We start from the raw sequence: 21,672 nt of genomic DNA on the forward strand, positions 1-21,672 counted from the left end.
TGTTATCTTGGTTAGATAGGCACTTTATATATGTCCGCTAATAGGTCAATTGCTCCACTTAAAATCATCGCGTCTGGCGTTGCTTTGCCTGAAAACAAAATTTACTCCTCTATGCTCGATGAAAAACTCAATAAAATGCAAGGGTTTGTGGAGAAACATTCAGGTATCGAATATCGCTATCATGCAAATAATACCGATTCACAAGCACAGCTAGCTGCACAAGCCATTGCAAATACATTACAGCATAATGAGTTATCACCACAAAGTATTGATATGCTGATTAACGCCTCAGCGATCCCTGTTCAAGCATTACCTTGCTCTGCTGCCCACATCCTCGAACAATCAAATTTGAATGATGGCATTGCCTGCTTTGATATCAACTCCAGTTGCATTAGCTTTATTACTGCACTACAAGTGGCTGCGGGCATGTTAGCGACAAGCCAATACCAACGAATAGCCATTGTCTCTGCTGACATCGCCTCACGGGGTATCGACTGGCAAGATAAGGAATCATCGCTCATTTTTGGTGATGGTGCAGCGTGTGTGATTGTTGAAAAAGGGGATGGTACCAGTGGCATTCTTTCTTACACTCACACCACGCACACTGACGGGATTGATTTTTGCGAAATTCGCGCCGGCGGAACACGGAAAAACCCACGTTCAGGAATGACTGAGGATGATTTTCTATTTCATATGCAAGGTAAAAAACTTTTCCGCATGGCATCTGCCTTAATTGAAGAATTTATGCAGCGGGTCTTCACCGAGTCAGACTTACAACTCGAACAAATTGATACTGTCGTGCCCCACCAAGCGAGCCATTTATCGTTAGAACATATGCGTCAACGTGTTGGCGTGACATCCGATCAACTTATTGACATCTATCGCCATCGCGGTAACCAAGTTGCAGCATCGATTCCATCGGCACTGCACGAAGCGATTATCACAGGCCGTTTTTATGAAAAACAACATGTGATGTTAATTGGTACTGCTGCAGGTTTAGCGCTGTGTGCCATGGTATTGGTACCATGAAAATCTTAGTCACTGGTGCCACTAGTGGGCTTGGCCGAAATGCTAGTGAGTACTTACTGGGGCGAGGTTTTGACGTTGTCGCTTGTGGGCGAAATCCGCAAGCAGGAGAACAGTTAATCAAAATGGGTGCTGAATTTGCCCCTTGTGAACTGGCGACGCTCTCTTTGCAAGAAGCAAAAGAGATGATGACTGGCTGTGATGCCATTTGGCACTGTGCTGCACTCTCTTCACCATGGGGCAAGCGCCAACATTTTGAAAATATTAATTTTCATGCGACTCACACATTAGCCACCGCAGCTGGTGAGTTAGGAATAGCTCGTTTTATTCATATTTCGACCCCTGCTATTTATTTCAATTTCACCCATCAACGTGATATTGCAGAAACCACCCAGAATACTCATTTCGCCAATCAATATGCGAGAACAAAATATTTAGCAGAAACAGCTATTCAGCAATGTGTTAAGCAGTATCCCAATACCCGCTATACCCTATTACGGCCTCGTGGGTTGTTTGGCCCTCATGACCGCGTGCTACTGCCGAGGCTATTGGCACAAATCAAATCTCGTCAGGGTAAGTTAGTACTTCCTAACGGGGGAAATAACCATTTTGACTTAACCTATGTGGGGAATGTGGTTCACAGTATGCAACTGGCCACGCATAAAGAAGCGTTACAAAGCGGCGCAACCTATAATATTACCAACCAACAGCCGCAAGCGCTAAAATACACATTGCAGCAACTCTTCCATGAGCTTCAACTCGAGTGTGAAATTCGTTCTGCACCTTATCCCTTGTTATATAGCATTGCTATGTTACTTGAGGGCATCGGCCATCTCACTGGAAAAGAGCCTCTCCTCACCCGTTATAGCCTCGGCGCAGCTTATTTCACCATGACGCTTGATAACCAAAAAGCCCAGCAAGAATTAGGTTATTATCCGTTATATTCCATGGAGCAAGGAATTCATTTAACCGCTAACTGGCTAAAACAGCAGGAGAATTGATGTTAACCATTCACCAATATGAAGTCGGGTACTGCACACATCCAGGCTGTGTGGCTCTAAAAGGTGCCAGCTTTAAGTCTTGCAAATTCCCTGCTCGTGCATGGTTGATTGAAGACGAAAACCAGCGTTGGTTATTTGATACGGGATACGCCACCCATTTTTATGATCATACACGCAAAGGCATCATGCGGTTCTATCGTACGGTAACCCCTGTTTATTTCGAAAGCAAAGATGCGTTAGTCAATCAACTGGCAAGCGACGGACTTAAACCGAAAGACATTAATGGTGTGATTTTATCCCATTTCCACGGTGACCATATCGCAGGGCTGCGCGATTTTCCCGAAATGCCAATTATTTGTTCTGGTGATGGTTGGGCAAAAACACGTCCATTAACGGGCTTTGCCGCCCTGAAAAGTGCGTTTGTTAGCGGCTTATTACCTGATGACTTTGAACAACGAACCGTATTTTATGAAGGCTTTGAACCTGTTGCCCTCCCCCGTGAATTACAAATACTCGGTGAAGGCTTTGCTGTGAATAAGTCAAAAACCTTATTGATTGTACCACTCCCAGGGCACGCAGCAGGCCATATTGGCTTATGTGTGTTAACGGAAGCAGGATGGGTGCTGCTGGCAGGGGATGCGGCATGGTCGCCCACCAACTACCGTGAATTACGAGGCCCGATGGCCATCGCTAATATCATCATGGATGATAAACACGCCTATTATGAAACACTGAATAAATTGCATGAAATTGATAAGCAAAATATTGTTATTCAGCTCTGCCATGAAGGTGATTTACAGTGATATTGTCGATGCTCTGGCACTATTGGCGAGCACGCCGTTTGTCGTTCAAAAACCGCACAGATTTAGAGGCTTACCAGCAAAAGTGTTTGGCTCAATTTAAACGCAAAACACTGGCAAAAAGCCCTTATTTTCGAGCCTATATCCACCGCCCTCTACATGAATTTCCTATCATGAATAAATCCATCATGATGGAAAATTTTGACCAAATGAATACCGCAGGCCTCTTAAGCCAAACACTTCTTGAATGTGCACAAAAAAGTGAGCAATCGCGAGATTTTGCGCCGAAAGTTGGCCGATATAGCGTTGGGTTATCTTCTGGTACATCAGGGCGGCGCGGCATATTTGTGGTGAGCCCACAGGAACAAAGTATCTGGTCTGGCAGCATGTTAGCTAAAATGTTGCCCAAGGGACTATTCCACGGTGAGCGGGTTGCTCTCTTTTTACGCGCCAATAACAATTTGTATGAAAGCGTGAATAACCGCTGGATATCCTTACGGTTTTACGATCTGTTTGCGGATTTTCAGCAGCAACTGTCCGCCCTTGAAGAATATCAACCCTCAATTATTGTCGCACCTGCACAAGTGTTGTGTGCCATTGCTGATGCCATTATCCACCAGCAAATCCAGATGACCACCCATAAAGTGATTTCAGTGGCAGAAGTTCTTGAACAGCAGGACAAAGAGAAGCTTAAGCGCTGTTTTCCACAAGTGGGTGAGGTATACCAAGCCACAGAAGGCTTTCTGGGTTGTACCTGTTCACATGGCACATTGCACTTAAATGAATCTTTCCTGCATATTGAACCTAATTGGCTAGATGAAACGCGGTTTTCGCCGATAATCACCGATTTTACCCGCCAAACACAGCCGATTGTGCGTTATCAGCTTGATGATGTATTGGTGGTCAAACAAACGCCGTGCCCCTGTGGCTCTCCAGAGCTTGCCATTGAACGTATTGAAGGGCGTTGTGATGACTTACTGCAACTGCCTGATCAACAAGGTAATATGACCACAATTTTTGCCGACCCCTGTGCGAGAGTCATCGTAAATAATTTACCCCTCACTGCGGATTTTCGGCTTACCCAACAAGGTTACCATTTATGCTTACAAGCTGAGTGTAGTGAAGAAGAACTTGCTCATTGCCATCAACAACTGGAAAATTACTTAGCCAGTCAACGCGTGGATATTCAGCAGTTACATTGGGAATTATTAGCTAAGCCTATTGAACAGTCACTTTCCATCAAAAAACGCCGCATTACCCGCAAGGAACCGCAATGACAAGCAACGCCTTATTTCAGCGCTTAACCTATTGTTTGATTGGCTGGGGAACCGTTGGCATTGTGTACAACTACACAGGGCAAATTGTTGAGAATGCCAATATCTTAAGCCCAAGTGCCGTTGATAACATCGTGCCATTCTCCCCACATGCAGTTTGGTTTTATTTGTCGTTCTTTTTATTTATTCCGCTAGGTTATTTTTGCAGCCCCATTGAGCGCGCCCGTTTATTAATGTTCGCCATGCAATTGTGTGCGTTGGTTTCTGGCGCAGTTTATTTACTGTACCCCACCACGATGCTGTACCATGAATATGATTTAACGACATTTTCTGGCCATGCATTATCGGTATTAATCAATATCGATAGCCCACAAAATTTATTACCTTCTCTACATGTCTCATTGACTCTTGTGGTACTGAATGCATTATGGTCAGTAAAATATAAATTTCGTACATTAACTTATTGTTTATGGGCCGCCGCTATCTGCGTGTCCGTATTGGTGTTAAAACGCCATTTGTTTATTGATGTTGTCACTGGAGCAGTAACGGCTTGTTGCGCGCTGTGGGTTGTCCACGCTGCAAAATACCGCTTAGAGAGAAAAAGCTCATGAATGAATTAACCTTTCCCATTATTTTTATGTTAGCGATCGTCGTCGCAGAAGGCTTAGTGATCGCCAAAACACAAAAGGGTACGGTAAGCTGGCAAGAATTGGTGTTCAACCTGAATTCTGGCCATATTATGTTGTGGTTATTTAGAGGGTTAGAGATTTTTTGCTATGGGTTTGTGGTCACTCACTACTCTTTCAACCTTGTTGAAAGCTGGCCAACAGTTTTAGTTTGGATTTTTACAATCTTAGCGTGGGACTTCGGTTTCTATTGGCTACACCGATTGCACCATACTTATAGAATACTCTGGGCAGTACACGTTGTGCATCATCAAGGGGAGCATTATAACCTGTCGTTAGGGGTGAGAAATTCGTGGTATTCATCACTCACATCAATTCCCTTCTTTATGTTATTAGCGTTAATGGGGATTCCGCTAGAGGTTTTCCTTACTGTGTCGATTTTGCACTATACCATTCAGTTCTTTAACCACAGCGCCCTGATCCCGCGTTTGGGTTGGTTAGAGAAATTTATGGTGACACCGCAGCACCACCGTGTTCACCACGTCAAAGAAGGGCATTATTCCAATCGCAACTTTGCAGGAAGTTTTATTTTTTGGGATAAACTGTTCGGTACATTTGCTAAACTCCCTGAAACTGAACATCATTTTGGTATTAAAGGTGCTCCAGCCTCTGAAAACCCATTTATTGACAGTAACTTACCTTTCTGGCGGATGATTAAACGTGCCAGTAAACCCGCCCAAAAACCAACGCCACTATTTCACGTAAACCAAGTTGCCTTAGTAATGGGAACATTACTCTTATTCTCCCTGGTTATCGGCTATGTCTACCTTTACGGTTATGGCTACCAAGGCACTACGCTGCAACAAGTCGTTTTATTTGTGCTTTTGGCACTAGGAACCGTGGCATTATCAGGGATTTCTGATGGGCGAAAATCAGGGTTAATGAGCTGGTTTTTTATCGCCTGCTTACTGCTGATTTGCGTGGTATTTATTTGGCAATGGACGACAGCCTTCTGGGTCATTTTTACCAGTGCGTTGTGGTTGCACAGCTTATTGATGTTAGTTGGGATTGGCCGAAAACCGATAGCGGTGGCGAATGTCGCTTAAACCGCTTAGGCCACTCAGTTACCAGCACCGCCATGATCAAGACTTCCAAAAAGCCTTGAACAAGGCGGCTAAACAATATTTGCATGATAATGCCGATCATCGATTTGCTGACGGACGTTTTTATGCCAAAAGCGCCGTGTTGGTATTGTGCTGTTTAGGCAGTTATTTTGCGGCACTGTCACTCGATGCACCTTGGGCCTTTTTTGTTTTTTACCCCTGTTTTATCTGCTTCGCTTTATTATTGGCCATTAATTTAGTACACGACGCCTCACATAATGCGATTTTTAAACACGCCAAAACCAATTATTGGCTCAACTTTTGGGTCACCATTCCCCTTGGCTTAGACCCTGAATGTTGGCGCGTGCGGCATATTATTTTTCACCATGCTCATACCAATATTCACCATTACGATTTGGATATTGAAGAGAATTTTGTTTTACGCCAAACTCCTTACCAACGTTGGTACCCCTTTATGCGGGCTCAGCACCTGTATTGGCCATTAATTGCAGCAATGACATTCCCTGCACTCATTTGGTTTTTTGATTGGATGGACAGGTTTCACTTTACCCGCGTAGCGCCCCATATGCGTCATCAGGGGCAGCAAGGCATATTGGCGTTTATCATGGCAAAATTACTGCATTTGGTGATGGCCATTGTGATCCCAGCAATGGTTTTACACGATATCAGCCTCGGCACACTGCTCTTGACCTACATACTCAGCCAAATGTTTGCATCATTAATATTTGTTGTACTAATACTCGGCACCCATTGGGCAAAAGCCACCTTCTATACCCCGCCTAAAGAAGGAAACATGCCCCATGGTTTTTATACTCACACATTTTCAACCACTTATGACTGGCAAACCACACCACGCTGGCTAACCTATTGGCTAGGCGGGCTAAACCTTCATCTGACTCATCACTTATTTCCTAACTGGAATCACCGCCATTATCCTGCTTTGGCAAAAATTATTGAGCAAACCGCAAAACAGTTTTCAATGGATTACCACTGTATTAGTGCCAAAGAGTTGTTTGTGTATCAGCAGCGTTTCTTAAAAGAGATGGGTTCAGGCAAACAGCTCGATGAGCACTGAGTTTTCAGAGCGTAAAACTCAGTGCATGACAAAATGCGTTACCTATCAACAATAATGTTTTGATTCACGACGTTTTGCTCGCTGTTACCTACCATTTGGGCAAATTTATCCAGAGGGTCGGTACGAAACGCATATAAGCGTTTTAAGGCAAATGGGTTATCCCCCAGTTTCACTTTCCCTTGTATCGTCGTTACCGCAAGATGTAACCCCGCCTCTTTCGCCGCTTCCATCGCCGATGCATTATAGCCACCAAACGGGTAAGCTAAATAACGTTGATCTGGCTCGAAGTGGCTCAAAATCGTCATCGATCGTTTAAAATCCAACATGATCGTGTGTTCTTTGCGGCTAAATAAAATGGGAGAATTGTGATTATCCAAACGGTGCAAAAAATGTGTATGGGACTGAATATTAAATACATCTTGGCTATCTTTAATTTCTTGTTTACTCATAAATTGTAATGAGTCAGCCGACCACTTTTGCGGCTGGGTTTTAATCCGTGAAGAAATCACAAATAACGTCGCTTGCTGCTGGTTATTCCTTAAAATAGGCAGCGCATAGCGGTAAACTGACTTCAAACCATCATCAAAGGTGAGTACCACGGCTTTACCTGGCAGATTGGCCGTTTGATTTAAATAATCTTCCACATCTTCTAGGGACAACGTTTGGTAACCTGCATTTTTCAGGTAATTCATTTGCTCACTGAATGCCTCAGCGGATGTCGTCGTCGAGGTGTGACGGAAGTGTTTATTTTCGCTATCTTGCAAAATATGGTGATACGTTAAGATAGGAATACCTTTATCCAGCGCGACATCCTGTAAACGCACATACCCTAAGCGATCACCAAGACGAATGGTTAACCATGCTGTTTTCTCACCCGCTTTATCAGTTTTAATCATTCGAGCCAAAATAGGGTAGCGCAAGTCATCCCACAAAGAGGCAATTTGCGGGCTATTACTGTCGGTCGTTCGGTAAACAGGGGTTTTTTGATGCGTGACCAAATAATCATAAATCGGGTTTTGCAAATCATTGAGCCGGTCTGCATCTGGTGCATAACGCGGTTTTTTATTCGCAAAAGAGCTAGTTTTAACAAAGGCATAATCATTGCCAAATTGCATCGCACAATAGTCCCCTGCGGGGGAATAAGCGTAAAAACCATGGTCTGCATTTAACTCAGCGACCGCTCTCATTTCACCCGCTATGAGCGAAAAAATAATTTCATTTTCTTTCGTTTGTACTAATTTAGGCGGAATATCCGCAAGCTTCCAATCGTCGGTATTGCTTATCTCAACCGCCAACGATTGAGAAATTGAATTTACAAATAACACGCAAATTAGCAAAAAAAATCGTTTACACATTTGTCATCCATCATCCGCTGAATTTTACCGCAATTATTCTAAACCGACTCAATAAGTAACCCTATACTTTGATAAAAATTTTTATTTTTAATTAAAAACAATAAATTAGTGACATTATTATGCATTTTTTAAACTTTCTTTTCCAAAATTCAGTGTTTCAAAGAAAGTTGTTATACCAATTTTAAGTTTTTTTATGAGTTATCATACAAAATAAAGAGATCTAGCTCATATTTATCATTTAAAAACGCGGCATTAGTACAATCTGTAAATCATTTGACAGTTAATTCCAATTCTCACTGCTAGATTGACATTCAAGTACTTTTCAACACTTGGGAATAGCAATGAAAATAAAAGAAATTAGCACCTTTATCATGCACGTTCCGGTCACTAATGACCTGATTGGCGATTCAACCCATAGCATTACCCACTGGGGGATGCCAGGTGTGATGATTAAAACAGAGTGCGGTTTAGTGGGTTATGGCCACACTGGCACACATGCAGATATTACAACGGACCGTTTAATTACCACCATTATTGAAGATGTTTTTGGCCCAATGTTACTGGGTGAAGACCCGAACGAAGTGCGTTATTTGCACCGTAAACTTACTCGTAGCTCAACCAATATTTGGGTGGGACGTGGTGGTTTAATGCAAATGGCTATCTCCGCCATTGATATCGCACTGTGGGATTTAAAAGCCAAAGCCGCGCAGCAACCTCTGTGGCAATTATTTGGTGGTTCTAAACATAATAAAGTCAATGCATACAATACCGACTGCGGCTGGTTAGTCCGCAGCCAAGACGACCTTGTCGATGACTGTAAAAAAATGATCTTCGAGGAAGGCTTTAAAGCGATAAAAATGAAGATTGGCAAGCCTGACCCGCGTGAAGATTTACAACGTATCGAAGCCGTTCGCAACGCAATCGGCGACGATATCGACTTAATGGTTGATGCAAATGGTAAATGGGATATCAGCATCGCCAAACAATATGGCCACCGTTTAAATGATTTCAATATCAAATGGTTTGAAGAACCACTGTGGCACGATGATGTGGCTAGCCATAAGCAATTAGCTGCTTATATGGATACGCCAATCGCTTTAGGTGAATTACTGTATCACAATGATTCATTTAAAGAATTTGTACTCGCTGGCGCTGTTGACTACTTACAACCCGATGCAACTCGTTGTGGTGGTTTAACCGCAGTGTGGGAAATTGCTGACTTAGGTATGGCATTTAACCTGCCAGTCACTCCGCACCATGGCGATATGATGCAAGCACAGCTGCATCTCGTGATGGCGCACCCTGCCTGTTCATTATTGGAATTTATTCCATGGACGCTGGATTGCTTTGTTGATCCCGTGGAAGTGGTTGATGGTGTGTACAGCACCCCAACCGCACCAGGCGCAGGCACAACGTTAAAACCAGAAGCATTAGCAAAATTTAACGTGAAATAATAAAAATCCCTTTCCTGATATTTTAATTATTCACAGCAAAGGAAAGGGAAATATATAACAAGAATTATTCATTTAAATTACCTATTTAATAGCCCTATACTCTACTCTGCTGATTTCTCAGTGGTGGGCTAAACACGTAATAAAAATGAATAGATAACATCATTACCTTATAAAAAATACTGGGGTGAACCATGTCCACCAATATTGATCACTTATCATCAGCGACCAGCAAAGCGATACGAAAAATAATACCAATGGTGGTATTAATGTTCATATTAGCTTACTTAGATCGCTCAAATATTGGCTTTGCTAAACAAGAATTTCAGCTAACAACAGGGTTAAGTGACGCCGCTTATGCATTCGGCGCAGGGATTTTCTTTATCGGTTACGCATTGTTTGAGGTACCGAGTAATATCTTGTTATACCGCATCGGAGCGCGAGTTTGGTTATCACGCATCATGGTCACGTGGGGGTTAATCTCTGCGGCAATGATGTTTGCCCATGATGAAACTACGTTTATTGTTTTGCGTTTTTTACTCGGTGTGAGTGAAGCAGGCTTCTTCCCTGGGGTTATTTTATATTTAACCTTCTGGTTCCCACAAAATATCCGTGCACGAGTCACTGGCTACTTCCTGTTTGGTGCGCCATTGGCATTCATTATTGGTGGCCCATTATCAGGCTCATTGCTTGCTTTGGAGGGCTCATCATTTGCTTTCGGATTATACGGCTGGCAATTAATGTTTGTTGTGGAAGGTTTATTAGCTTCTATTGTCGGGATCTGGGTATTCTTCTACCTTGATGATCGTCCAGAAAAAGCAAAATGGCTGACAGATGATGAAAAAAATGCCCTTGCTTCAAAACTTGCACTAGAAGAAGACGCGAAAAAAGGCCACAGCCCGAAAGGTGCTCTGAGTGCCCTACTTGACATGCGTGTGCTATACCTGTGTTTGATTTGGTTCACCGTTCAGGTCTGTGGATACGGCATTTACTTCTTCTTACCAACACAAATCGCGACCTTGTTAGGTAGCAAAGTGGGTGTATTGGTCGGCTTTGTGACAGCAATTCCACCATTATGTGCCGCTATCGCAGTGTACTATGTACCCCGTATTTCTGAGCGTTTAAAAGAACGCCGTAAAGTGGCTGCAATTACCTTTATGTTAGGCGCTGCGGGGATTGCAGTATCTGGCTTGTTCGATAGCATCCCAGTGATTGCCATCATTGCATTGTGTGTGGCTGCTGCGGGTCACTTAGCGATGCAACCGCTGTACTGGAGCTTCCCATCGGCTTATTTAGGCGGAACGGCGGCGGCATCGGGTATCGCTTTAATTAACTCGGTAGGTAACTTAGGCGGTTTTGTGGCACCAAACTTAAGGGTCTGGGCAGAAACCACCTTTGAATCCGCGCGAGCTGGCTTATATTTCATTGCCTTAGTCGCCTTTATCGGGGGCCTATTAATCCTCACATTAAGAAAACTCGGCATCGAAAAGAAATTTGAAGATTAAGTTCAATTGATGTGAGCTCCTCCCGAGTCATCTTTGGTGGCTCGGGATTTTCTATTTTTAGATCAAACCCATTGAATTACCTGTTGCTGTTGTTCATGATTGAACATAACCCCACCCAATGCCATGATAAAGTTTGCGATTCATGCAGGGAGCATTCAAATGAACATAGTTGTACAAAACAGTCAGTTAGTTATGACGCATGATGATGTGCTAGACGTTTTACAAACCAATAGCTGGTTCAGTAACTTACCAAACTATTTGATTAGTGCGCTAATGGAGTGCGCTACACTGCGTTTTTATAATGATAGTGAGATGGTTCATTACCAAGGCGATCCCGCTCGTGGGTTGTACGCGGTCATCCAAGGTTCAGTAAAAGTCAGTTCGATCTCCACCGATGGACGCGAATGTGTGTTTCGCTACCTGTCCCCAGGCAACTGGTTTGGTGAAATTGCGATGTTAGATAAATCAGCGCGTACCCACGATGCAAAAGCCATTAGTCCAACAATCTTGCTGACCATTTCCCCAAAAGATCTTTCTCTGATCTTGGAAAAGTACCCTGTTTTCTATCAGTTTTTAAATATTCTGCTCTGTAAAGTAATCCGCAATGCGTTCACTATTATCAATGACAGCGCCCTACTTTCTGTTTCGGCAAGGCTTGCAAAGCGCCTCCTGAGTTTAGCGGAAGGATATGGAGAACCCCATGAAAAAGGCACTCAGTTGAGCCTATACCTTACTCAAGATGACCTTGCGACCATTATTAATACCACCCGCCAAACTATCAATAAGCGCTTGGTAGCATGGGAAAAATTAGGCTGGATTGATGCAAAATACGGGAAAATTGTCTTAGTCAACCTTCCCGCATTAAAGCAAATTTCAGAGGATGATGAGGACTAACTAGTCGTTTTGGTCAACAGGCGGGCTATCCGCAAAAAAATAGCGATCCATGGTAAATTCAAAATCATCACTCGTGGCGTTAAACAGCATCTTTTTGGTATTTTCCAAATGCTGCCACATGGCTTGCCTTGCGCCTTTTGGGTCTCGACGGGCTAACGCTTGTAAAATTTGGTCGTGCTCATCACACCAACTTTCAATAGAGCGGTTATCGATGTGCTCATGTAGTTTTAACCAATACGGGTTAAGCAACCGCTGGCTCCACATTTGTTCAACAATCACCACCATCGCGCTGTTATGGGTCGAAGCCGCAATTTGCATATGAAATGCCAGATCCCACGCAGAGTCACGAAAACGGTCTTCTTTGCGCGCATTCTTTTGGATTTCAAGCAGTTTTAAAATATCTTCTTTGGTGGCTTGGGTCGCTGCAAACTCCGCAATATGGCTTTCGATCAACTGCCTTGCTTGCAATAATTCAAACGGCCCACAGCGGCTAAACTCCAAGCCCCCCTCGGTATTGACAGAGTTATTAGACCGATTACTGATAACATGTATACCAGAGCCTTTCCTAACATCCACATAGCCTTCCACCTCTAACATGATAATAGCTTCGCGGATCACTGTGCGGCTGACATTCATTTCGTCTGCCAATAGCCTTTCTGCGGGTAATTTAGTGCCAACAGGGTACTCATCATTTTCAATACGTTCTTTAACCAGTGCAGCCACTTGCTGGTACAGGCGCGGTTCGCTCTCAGCTGAGCTCATGATTTTCTCCTTTTGCAGTATGGCTTAACTCGGCAATGCTTTTATGGCTTTAGTATAACGAAATAACGCAATGATGGGGAAGTGAGAATATGACCAAGAAATAATTTCACCATAATTGGTATAACACCTTTTAAAGTTATAAACCAGATCGTATAATGCATGAAAATTAGGCAGTAAAATTGAAGATAGTCACCCTACTGATCTTTTCAGTCCGATGTATCACCCTGGGAGCAAAACATGCAAAAAGAAATAATTAAAATACACACTAATGACAATGTCGCCGTCACACTAATCGATAGATTCGCTGGGGATACATTCACGATTGAAGATCAATCAATTACATTGAAAGAAGATGTGAGCCGCGGCCATAAAATTGCCTTAACCGCCATTGAAACAGGCAAAAATGTCATGAAATATGGGGCGCCAATAGGCCACGCCACCGTAGACATTAGCATTGGGGAGCATGTGCACACCCATAATACCGCGACCAATCTTAGCGCATTAAATGATTATGAATATCACCCTGAGCATAATGCGATTAAGGCAACTATGGACGATCCAGACGTTCAACTCTATCGCCGCACCAATGGCGATGTGGCAATTCGTAATGAGATCTGGGTGATCCCAACCGTAGGCTGCGTCAACGCCTTAGCCCGAAAAATGATCGAACGATTCCAAAAACAAAATAGCAACGCTGATGATATTGATGGCGTGTATTTATATAACCACACATTAGGTTGTTCCCAATTGGGGGATGACCACTTAACCACCCGAACAATTTTACAAGATATGGTCAAGCACCCTAATGCAGGGGGCGTATTAGTGATTGGATTAGGCTGCGAAAATAACCAAGTTGCGGCCTTTAAGGAGACCCTCGGAGAGTTTGACTCGGAACGTGTTCAGTTTATGGTCTGCCAGCAACTAGAAGATGAAATCGAAGCAGGCGTCGAGCATCTTAATGAGTTATATCAAATTGTTAGGCAAGATAAACGTGTTGCAGGCAAACTCAGTGAAGTCAAATTTGGCCTCGAATGTGGCGGCTCCGATGGGTTATCGGGGATCACTGCAAACCCACTATTAGGCTGTTTTTCTGACTTTTTAGTGAGCCATAATGGGACAACTGTATTGACGGAAGTCCCTGAAATGTTTGGCGCAGAACAAATTTTAATGAACCACTGCCATGACGAGAAAACCTTCGAAAAAACAGTCGAAATGATCAACGATTTCAAACAGTACTTTATTGCCCATGACCAACCTATTTACGAAAATCCATCACCCGGTAATAAAGCAGGTGGTATTTCAACCCTTGAAGAAAAATCCCTTGGCTGCACGCAAAAAGCGGGAACCAGCCAAGTCATGGATGTCTTAAAATACGGTGAACGCCTGACAACACCAGGATTTAACTTATTGAGCGCACCCGGTAACGATGCCATTGCAACCAGTGCATTGGGTGCTGCAGGCTGCCATATGGTGTTATTCACCACAGGTCGTGGAACGCCGTATGGCGGTTTCGTACCAACGTTAAAGATTGCGACAAACAATGAGTTAGCGACGAAAAAACCCCACTGGATTGACTTTAACGCAGGCGCACTGCTAAACGGTAAATCCATGGAGCAATTGCTGGCTGATTTTATTCAGCATGTAGTAAAAATCGTCAATGGCGAACAAACCAAAAATGAAATCAACGATTTTCGTGAATTAGCCATTTTCAAAATGGGTGTCACTCTTTAATATCAAGTTCATCCCTATTGTTTTGCTGTTGTGAAACAATAGGGACTCTTTCATTATTTTTCTCCTAAATGCAAATTATCACCCATTGTTATTCACTTGCGCACAATAAAGAAAAGTCATCATTTCGCTATTTTTAAGATATGGTAGGATCACGCTGAGATAACGATTTTCAATTTATTAGCAAGGTGAACGATGATAGATCTAAAACTTAGGGAAGCCAGGGACAGCCTATCAACCAAGGAAAAGCAGGTCGCTGAATACATTATTGCTAATAAAAAAAACATGCAAAGTATTAGCATTCAATCTTTGGCACAAGAAAATAAAGTCAGTACCACCACTATTTTGCGCCTGTGTCATAAGCTTGGTTACCAAGGCTTTAGCGAGCTAAAAATTGATTTAATTTCATCGATAAACAACAAGTCATACGGCACGCTGCTACAAGAAGATATTGATATTAATGATTCAATGGAAACCGTGAATTTTAAAGTCAGCCAAATCGAAAAGTCATCGATAGAAGAAACCTGTGCTTTAGTGAATCTTAATGCTTTTGCGCAGGCTAATGCGCTGATTAGCAAAAGTAAAAAAATAGTTATTTACGGTGCAGGTAGCAGTGGATTAGTTGCAAAAGAGTTTGAATATCAACTAATTAAGATTAAAAAAGACGTTAACTGCCACCTCGACTACAGCATTCAATTTAGTATCGTGAACACATTAGATAAAAATGACTTGGTGATTGTGATTTCCCATTCAGGTGAAAACCATGAGTGCATTAAGTTACTCACATTAGCCCGTGAATTACAGGTGCCAACTATCGCCATAACTAAGATGGGGCAAAGCTCAGTCTCTTCTTTGGCAGAAACTATTTTGCATACCACATCAACCGAAAATATCTCACGGATTATCCCTATTCGCTCAAAAATTTCACAGCTAACTGTTATTAATATGTTGATTACTAACCTATTTATTAATCAATATGATGAGCGTATCCAAAAGCAAATTAGCACCCGTGCAGAGCGTTTCTCCCGCTTAAATAGCAATAATTAATTTTCATTTCTCTTCTTTATCTTATCGGGGTGGCACAGTGTGGCCACTTCGATCTCGCTCACAAAACTGACCCTTTCTTGCTGGCTGATCCTTTTCATTCCTCTTTTTTGTGATATTGTTACTTAAAAATAAATATATAAAAGTAATTTTATTACTAAAATAAAAAGCAAGATATAAAGGGGAAAAAATGAGCTCTCAACTACCCATCATACTGGCAAGTCACGGCCCTTTTGCACAAGGGTTACTGGAGTGCGCAGAAATGCTAATTGGCACTCAGGAAGATGTCAGCGTGATATCTATCCAAAGAGAAAGCAATATTAATGAGGTCAAAAAGCAATTATTCGATACCTATCAGCGAATCAACCAAGGCAATGGTGTTCTCATTTTAGTTGACCTGCTCGGTGGTTCACCGTGCAACTTAGCCAGCGAACTGGTGTTAACTCAAAATGATGTTGCGCTGTATTGCGGGATCAACGTCCCTACTTTCCTTGAGATTTTAAGTAATCGTGATTTGCCTTTACATGAAATTCATCAAGTTATCACTGACGTGTTCCCAGACAGCTGCATTAATGTAAGTGAACAACTTAAACCTGTAATTCAAGATGAAACCGAACTTTAGGAGTAAACCATGCCAATTAATGTTGCTCGAATAGATGACCGACTGATCCACGGACAAGTGATTACCACGTGGGTAAAAAACTTCGATATTGAACAAGTCATTATCGTGAATGACAAAGTTGCCAATGATAGCGTACAGCAATCTGTTCTCACCATGGCTGCACCACCTGATTTGAAAGTGGTCGTTTTTGGTGTGGATAAATTTATCGAGGTATTAAAAAAAGCTGAAATCAAACGCCGCACCATGCTGCTTTTCACCAATAGCGTCGATGTAAACAAGCTGGTTGAGAATGGCTTAAAACTTGAAAAACTCAATGTGGGCGGAATGAGAATGCAAGAAGGACGTCGCAATTTATCCCGCGCCGTTGCAGTGACACCTGAAGAAGAACAAGCCTTTAAGTCATTAATCAACAATAACGTGGCCGTTGAAATTCAGATGGTGCCAAAAGACCCGATTGTTGAATTGAAAACATTACTCAATTAATTCATTTAATTATGCTTATTTTGACTAATAAGCAAGGAGCCTATTATGTTGGTTGAGGCCATTTTAATCGCAATTTGGGCGGGGATTTGTTCGCTGGATGATGTTGGTCCACAAATGCTCCGACGCCCACTGTTAACGGGTACTGTCGCTGGTATTATTATGGGCGATATGGTTCAAGGGTTAGCTATCAGTGCTACATTAGAGTTAATGTGGATGGGTATTGGTAATGTGGGCGCGTATTCTGCACCTGATATTATTGCAGGTTCAATTATTGGTGTTGCGCTGGGTATCGCTTCAAATGGTGGGATAGCAGCAGGTATTGCTCTCGCCGTTCCTGTCTCCATTTTATGTCAGCAATTACTGATCATTTGGCGCTCGTTTGCTAGTTTTTTAAACGTCTGGGCCAGTAAATCGATACTCGATGGTAACTATAGCGGTTTAACGAAAGTCCATTATTTTTCAACACCATTGTGGTTTTTCATTCGGGCAATTCCATGTTTCATCGCTGTCTACTTCGGTAGTGACTTAGTGAACAGTATCTTAAATGCCGTTCCAGAAAGTATCCTAACGGGTATGGGCGTGGCTTCTAAACTGATCCCAGCCGTCGGTATTTGTATCCTGTTATTGATGTTACTCAAAGGCAGAATGTGGTTCTTTTTCCTTCTCGGATTCATGCTCACCACCTATTTAAAACTGCCAATCATTCCAATTACTTTTATCGCCCTAGCTTTCGCCGTCCTGTATGACATGGCGTTCGCTAATGGCATGCGCCAAGCACCAGAGGAAAAAACAACTCAAACCTCCCAGAAAAATGAAGAAGAGGAGTACGACCTATGACCGATATCACTACCGATACTGTTTCAGATACGGCTTCTGAACAGAAAAAACTCACGAAAAAAGAGTTAAATGGGATGTTTTGGCGAATTCAGACCATGTCATTTTCCTATAACTACGAAAAGCTGCAAACCATTGGTTTTGCCCATTGCATGGTGCCAGTACTCGATAAGCTGTATGAAAAGGCTGACCAAGAAACACGTATTAAAGCGATGCAACGCCACTTTGAATTCTTTAATACTCAAATAAACGCAGGGGCACTGATCCTCGGGGTGACCGCGGCATTAGAAGAAAAAACCACTGAAGAAGAAAAAGAGGCCGTTGTTTCCGTGAAGGCTGGCCTTATGGGGCCTTTTGCGGGGCTTGGAGACAGCTTATTAAAATTTACGTGGTTGCCAATCTGCGGAAGTATCGGTGCGGCCTTTGCACTTCAAGGTAATATTATCGGCCCGATACTGATGTTTCTACTGTTTAACATCGTCAACATCGGTACCAAATATTTCTTTATTCATTACGGATATAACAAAGGGGTTGATTTAATCGAGCAATCGAAAAAATCAAATATTATTCAACGTATTACCAATATAGCGAACGTCGTCGGGGTGATGGTCCTAGGCTCCTTGATAGCGACCACCGTCAAACTCTCCACCCCGCTAACTATTGCCGTGGGTGAACAATCCATCAAAGTACAAGAGATGTTTGACAAAGTTATCCCTAACTTACTGACCCTGCTGTTTGCACTCGGTATTTTCTTCCTAGTCCGTCGATTACAGGGGAAACACACGGTTGCATTGATTGTTGCCATTATGGTTCTCGGCGTAGTGTGTTCTATGTTTGGAATTTTAGGATGATTAAGGAAAATATATGGAAATCGCAGTAAATCGAATTAGCACGTCCACGCTGGAGATTAAATTCAGCGAAATACCCAGCTCACCAGCGGCTCTATACTGGACAAACGAGGCGAATACGCAAATTCGCCCTGAAAATTTTATTACCGATAAACTGGAAAGTGCACTGACTGTGCACGACCCTTTTAATGCCAAACAACGTATTTATTTTATCTTACAAACCGAAGGTGGGTGCCAACTGTTTGCTGAACGAACCTTACCCATTGAAGGGTTAAATAACTTTCGTGACTTTGGGGGTTATACCACAACGGAAGGGAAGCAGGTCAAATGGGGGATGTTATATCGCTCTAATCACCTGTTTAATTTAAGTGAGCAGGCAAAAAACTATATTTCTCACCTCGGTATTAAAAGTATTATTGATTATCGAACCCAGAATGAAATCAATAAATTTCCCAACTGCCATATTGGTGAAGATAAAACCTATCATTTAGATGCAACGGCACAAACAGCAGAACTTGCCGCACAGTTTGCAGCCTCACCAGATAATGAAGACAAAGCGTTGATTGAGAGCGTTATCCACCATATTCCCAAAGAAATGGTTAATGGGGATGGACTGCAAATATTGGAGCAATATCGACAATTTGTTGTCAGCGAAAAATCCAAAGTTGCTTTCCACCAAATGGTTAAGGTGCTGCTTGATGAGCATAATAGCCCGAGTATTCAGCACTGTAGAGGCGGCAAAGACAGAACAGGTTATGGCGCGTTGTTGATTCTTTCAATGTTAGGCGTACCAAAAGAAACCATTGTTCAAGACTACATGGTGACCCATTTTAATCGGCTTGCGCGCAATGAAATTAAAATGGCAGGCTATCGAAAGATCACACAAGACCAAAATGTTTTGGATTATTTACTTTCATTAATTGACACCAAAGAGGCGTTTATTATTGAGGTCTTTAATGCAATGGAAGAAATGTCAGGCTCAGTTGAAGCTTATATTAAAAATGAGCTTAAATTTACCGATGACGATATCAAAAAATTAAAAACTATTTATTTAGATTAATTTTTATTTAAATAGAAAAGTAAAATAGATTAATTTAGCTGATTAAACGCTAGGGGATTTCATTTTCAAAAAATGACAAAATAGCCACGCTGAATCTTTCTTTGTGGCTATTTTAAAAAAACAACGGTAATGATTAAATACTCAAAATCATCATTAACTATTTTATTGAATATAAATTATTAAAAATTTACTTTTGACCATAATACGCATTTTTGCCGTGCTTACGTAAATAATGCTTATCTAACAATTCTTGCTGCATTGCCCCTATCGCAGGCTGTAATTGGCGAGTAAATAAATTCATATAGGCAATTTCCTCCAGAACGACCGCATTATGCACGGCGTTGTCAGGGCTCGTTCCCCATGCAAAAGGGCCGTGGCTATTGACTAATACCGCAGGAACATCTTTTGCTGTAATACCTTTTTCTTTAAAAGTTTCAATGATGACGTTGCCCGTTTCCCTTTCATAATCACCGCCAATTTCGCTTTCAGTCATTAAACGCGTACACGGAATTTCACCATAAAAATAGTCAGCATGTGTGGTGCCTAACGCGCTCAATGGTTGCCCTGCTTGTGCCCAAATGGTTGCGTGGCGCGAGTGAGTATGTACAATGCCACCAATTTCTGGGAATGCATTATAAAGTGCCAAATGGGTATCTGTATCAGAAGAAGGACGGTATTTCCCTTCGAGCACTTTCCCCGTTTCTAATGAAACGACGACCATGTCTTCTGCCTGCATGGTTTCATAATCCACGCCAGATGGCTTAATCACCATTACCCCTGCGTCACGATCAACACCACTCACATTCCCCCATGTGAACGTCACTAAGTTGTGCTTTGGTAAAGCAAGGTTCGCTTCAAAGACTTGTTGTTTGAGTTTTTCTAACATAATGATCCCCTAGCTATAAAATTTTCTTAAATATCAACAACAAAAATTTATTCTCTGGGTGTGTTTTGTGTGTTGATAACCTGTCTCTACCTATTAAGGTAAACAGATTCTGCTGATTTAAAAAGCAGTCACATTTACAAACTCGCAACAATTCAGGCTAATTAAGTCATACTCGGGCACTATTGGTCATACTTGGTCAAAAATCATCTGTGGAAAAATGACTGAGTTAGCCCATTTTTTTTTGTTTCTCATCGATTACACCGAAAGATAACGCAAATAACTAGACTCAAGTCACATTTAAAATGTAATTAGCTAATGAATATTTCATATATAGACAACATAGATCACTTTAAAATACTTTGTTTTTTCCAAAAAGGGATTACTTGAATCCAGTCACGACAAAAAAAAAGTAACGCAGGCAGAATAAATATCGTGGAAAGAATAGGAGCTAAAAATGTTACAAGCCGAACGCCATAAATTAATTTGTTCCCATGTTGCTCAAAATGGTTCGGCGTTAGTGCGTGAATTAGCTCAGTTATGTCTAGTTTCCCAAGAAACTATTCGCCGTGATTTAACGGTACTGGAGCGCGAGAATCGCATCATTCGTAGCTTCGGTGGCGCTGTCGCCATTGACCAAGAAGAAATGCCGATGGTCAATGTAATGCCATCTTCAGTCAAACTCAGTCAAATGGTGGATGGTGCAGAGTCTTTTCGCAAAAGAACAGAAGAGCACCCCGATGCGAAAATGAAGATTTCTAAAGCCGCGCTAAAATTTATTCAGCCTGGCGACTGTATTATGTTAGATAACAGCAGTACTTGCTGGTTTCTAGCCAGACAGATCCCTGACATTGATATCACCGTGGTCACGAATTCTGTCAAAATTATCCAAGCGTTAGCGTGCCGTGACCGAGTACGTGTTATTGGGATTGGCGGTGAATATTCAGAACGCCATGATGATTTCCATGGCCCAATTGCAGAAAGTATTATCCGTAGCTTCCAAATTAAAACCTTATTTTTATCGTGCCAAGGTTTTAATATTGAAAATGGTATTCGTGATGGTAGCGAAATAAACTCAAAACTGAAAAACATTATGTTGCAGGTCTCTGAGAATACTGTTTTGCTCGCCGATAATAGTAAGCTTGGAAAATATGCGTTTAGCCAAGTTTGTACATTTGATAATATTAATGTGCTAATTACCAATAAGCTTAATGATACTAATTTTCAAACACAATTTCCGAATTTGAATATTATCGAGTGCGATAAATAATTTATTA

General features: G+C 42.0%; 21 protein-coding genes. 18 read left to right on the forward strand and 3 right to left on the reverse strand.

Annotated elements, in window-relative coordinates; all coding sequences use genetic code 11:
* The first annotated feature begins 30 nt into the window (after window positions 1-30).
* From KDJ85_RS04440 to KDJ85_RS04470, 7 genes are read left to right on the forward strand one after another with little or no spacing between them, the layout of a single operon-like run.
* Window positions 31-1,029: a 3-oxoacyl-[acyl-carrier-protein] synthase III C-terminal domain-containing protein gene (locus tag KDJ85_RS04440; protein ID WP_225818628.1), complete on the forward strand. Its 999-nt coding sequence runs from the start codon at window positions 31-33 to the stop codon at window positions 1,027-1,029.
* Window positions 1,026-2,027, forward strand: coding sequence for an NAD-dependent epimerase/dehydratase family protein (locus KDJ85_RS04445; RefSeq protein WP_225818629.1), 1,002 nt, complete (start codon window positions 1,026-1,028; stop codon window positions 2,025-2,027). Before KDJ85_RS04440 ends, KDJ85_RS04445 begins: the two co-directional genes overlap by 4 nt.
* Entirely contained in the window at window positions 2,027-2,830 is an 804-nt protein-coding gene (locus KDJ85_RS04450) for an MBL fold metallo-hydrolase (protein ID WP_225818630.1), read from the forward strand. Before KDJ85_RS04445 ends, KDJ85_RS04450 begins: the two co-directional genes overlap by 1 nt.
* Before the next feature lie 8 nt (window positions 2,831-2,838).
* Window positions 2,839-4,104, forward strand: coding sequence for a F390 synthetase-related protein (locus tag KDJ85_RS04455; RefSeq protein WP_225818631.1), 1,266 nt, complete (start codon window positions 2,839-2,841; stop codon window positions 4,102-4,104).
* Window positions 4,101-4,712: a phosphatase PAP2 family protein gene (locus KDJ85_RS04460; RefSeq protein WP_225818632.1), complete on the forward strand. Its 612-nt coding sequence runs from the start codon at window positions 4,101-4,103 to the stop codon at window positions 4,710-4,712. The genes KDJ85_RS04455 and KDJ85_RS04460 overlap by 4 nt, the downstream gene beginning before the upstream one ends.
* Window positions 4,709-5,833, forward strand: coding sequence for a sterol desaturase family protein (locus tag KDJ85_RS04465; protein ID WP_225818633.1), 1,125 nt, complete (start codon window positions 4,709-4,711; stop codon window positions 5,831-5,833). The genes KDJ85_RS04460 and KDJ85_RS04465 overlap by 4 nt, the downstream gene beginning before the upstream one ends.
* On the forward strand, window positions 5,823-6,926 hold the full coding sequence (locus KDJ85_RS04470; protein WP_225818634.1) for a fatty acid desaturase family protein: 1,104 nt from the start codon (window positions 5,823-5,825) through the stop codon (window positions 6,924-6,926). The genes KDJ85_RS04465 and KDJ85_RS04470 overlap by 11 nt, the downstream gene beginning before the upstream one ends.
* A gap of 38 nt (window positions 6,927-6,964) precedes the next feature.
* Here the strand turns inward: KDJ85_RS04470 and KDJ85_RS04475 are convergent, their stop codons facing one another.
* Window positions 6,965-8,281: a polysaccharide deacetylase family protein gene (locus tag KDJ85_RS04475; RefSeq protein WP_225818635.1), complete on the reverse strand. Its 1,317-nt coding sequence runs from the start codon at window positions 8,279-8,281 to the stop codon at window positions 6,965-6,967.
* A 341-nt stretch (window positions 8,282-8,622) separates the two neighbouring features.
* On the opposite strand from KDJ85_RS04475, the gene KDJ85_RS04480 reads away from it, so the two are divergent.
* The 3 genes from KDJ85_RS04480 (at window position 8,623) to KDJ85_RS04490 (ending at window position 12,131) form a co-directional block, all read left to right on the forward strand.
* Window positions 8,623-9,735: a mandelate racemase/muconate lactonizing enzyme family protein gene (locus tag KDJ85_RS04480; RefSeq protein ID WP_206083414.1), complete on the forward strand. Its 1,113-nt coding sequence runs from the start codon at window positions 8,623-8,625 to the stop codon at window positions 9,733-9,735.
* A 191-nt stretch (window positions 9,736-9,926) separates the two neighbouring features.
* On the forward strand, window positions 9,927-11,237 hold the full coding sequence (locus tag KDJ85_RS04485; RefSeq protein WP_225818636.1) for an MFS transporter: 1,311 nt from the start codon (window positions 9,927-9,929) through the stop codon (window positions 11,235-11,237).
* Between the two features lie 159 nt (window positions 11,238-11,396).
* A complete protein-coding gene (locus KDJ85_RS04490; RefSeq protein ID WP_225818637.1) occupies window positions 11,397-12,131 on the forward strand; it encodes a Crp/Fnr family transcriptional regulator in 735 nt (244 codons plus the stop codon).
* Here KDJ85_RS04490 and exuR read toward each other — a convergent pair whose 3' ends face one another.
* Window positions 12,132-12,893, reverse strand: coding sequence for a transcriptional regulator ExuR (exuR, locus tag KDJ85_RS04495; protein ID WP_225818638.1), 762 nt, complete (start codon window positions 12,891-12,893; stop codon window positions 12,132-12,134). It lies immediately after the preceding gene.
* Window positions 12,894-13,130: 237 nt separating this feature from the next.
* On the opposite strand from exuR, the gene KDJ85_RS04500 reads away from it, so the two are divergent.
* From KDJ85_RS04500 to KDJ85_RS04530, 7 genes are all read left to right on the forward strand, one after another.
* The gene (locus KDJ85_RS04500; protein ID WP_225818639.1) at window positions 13,131-14,624 is read left to right on the forward strand and encodes a UxaA family hydrolase; all 1,494 of its coding nucleotides are present in this window, start codon (window positions 13,131-13,133) and stop codon (window positions 14,622-14,624) included.
* Between the two features lie 192 nt (window positions 14,625-14,816).
* Window positions 14,817-15,668, forward strand: a complete 852-nt coding sequence (locus KDJ85_RS04505) for a MurR/RpiR family transcriptional regulator (RefSeq protein WP_206083409.1) — start codon at window positions 14,817-14,819, stop codon at window positions 15,666-15,668.
* A gap of 187 nt (window positions 15,669-15,855) precedes the next feature.
* Window positions 15,856-16,287: a PTS sugar transporter subunit IIA gene (locus KDJ85_RS04510; protein WP_225818640.1), complete on the forward strand. Its 432-nt coding sequence runs from the start codon at window positions 15,856-15,858 to the stop codon at window positions 16,285-16,287.
* Window positions 16,288-16,296: 9 nt separating this feature from the next.
* Complete coding sequence (locus KDJ85_RS04515; RefSeq protein ID WP_206083407.1) at window positions 16,297-16,770, forward strand: PTS sugar transporter subunit IIB; 474 nt, start codon at window positions 16,297-16,299, stop codon at window positions 16,768-16,770.
* Window positions 16,771-16,815: 45 nt separating this feature from the next.
* Window positions 16,816-17,607 (forward strand): PTS mannose/fructose/sorbose/N-acetylgalactosamine transporter subunit IIC, encoded by a 792-nt coding sequence (locus tag KDJ85_RS04520; RefSeq protein ID WP_225818641.1) that lies wholly within the window; start codon window positions 16,816-16,818, stop codon window positions 17,605-17,607.
* On the forward strand, window positions 17,604-18,455 hold the full coding sequence (locus KDJ85_RS04525; protein ID WP_206083405.1) for a PTS system mannose/fructose/sorbose family transporter subunit IID: 852 nt from the start codon (window positions 17,604-17,606) through the stop codon (window positions 18,453-18,455). Before KDJ85_RS04520 ends, KDJ85_RS04525 begins: the two co-directional genes overlap by 4 nt.
* A 13-nt stretch (window positions 18,456-18,468) precedes the next feature.
* Complete coding sequence (locus tag KDJ85_RS04530) at window positions 18,469-19,512, forward strand: tyrosine-protein phosphatase (RefSeq protein ID WP_225818642.1); 1,044 nt, start codon at window positions 18,469-18,471, stop codon at window positions 19,510-19,512.
* Between the two features lie 187 nt (window positions 19,513-19,699).
* Here the strand turns inward: KDJ85_RS04530 and araD are convergent, their stop codons facing one another.
* Window positions 19,700-20,398 carry an L-ribulose-5-phosphate 4-epimerase gene (araD, locus tag KDJ85_RS04535; protein WP_225818643.1) on the reverse strand — a complete coding sequence of 233 codons (699 nt, stop codon included), beginning with the start codon at window positions 20,396-20,398 and terminating at the stop codon, window positions 19,700-19,702.
* A gap of 454 nt (window positions 20,399-20,852) precedes the next feature.
* On the opposite strand from araD, the gene KDJ85_RS04540 reads away from it, so the two are divergent.
* Window positions 20,853-21,665, forward strand: coding sequence for a DeoR/GlpR family DNA-binding transcription regulator (locus tag KDJ85_RS04540; RefSeq protein WP_225818644.1), 813 nt, complete (start codon window positions 20,853-20,855; stop codon window positions 21,663-21,665).
* The last annotated feature ends 7 nt before the right edge of the window (window positions 21,666-21,672 follow it).

The sequence above is a fragment of the Providencia vermicola genome, from assembly GCF_020381325.1.
Taxonomy (GTDB): domain Bacteria; phylum Pseudomonadota; class Gammaproteobacteria; order Enterobacterales; family Enterobacteriaceae; genus Providencia; species Providencia vermicola.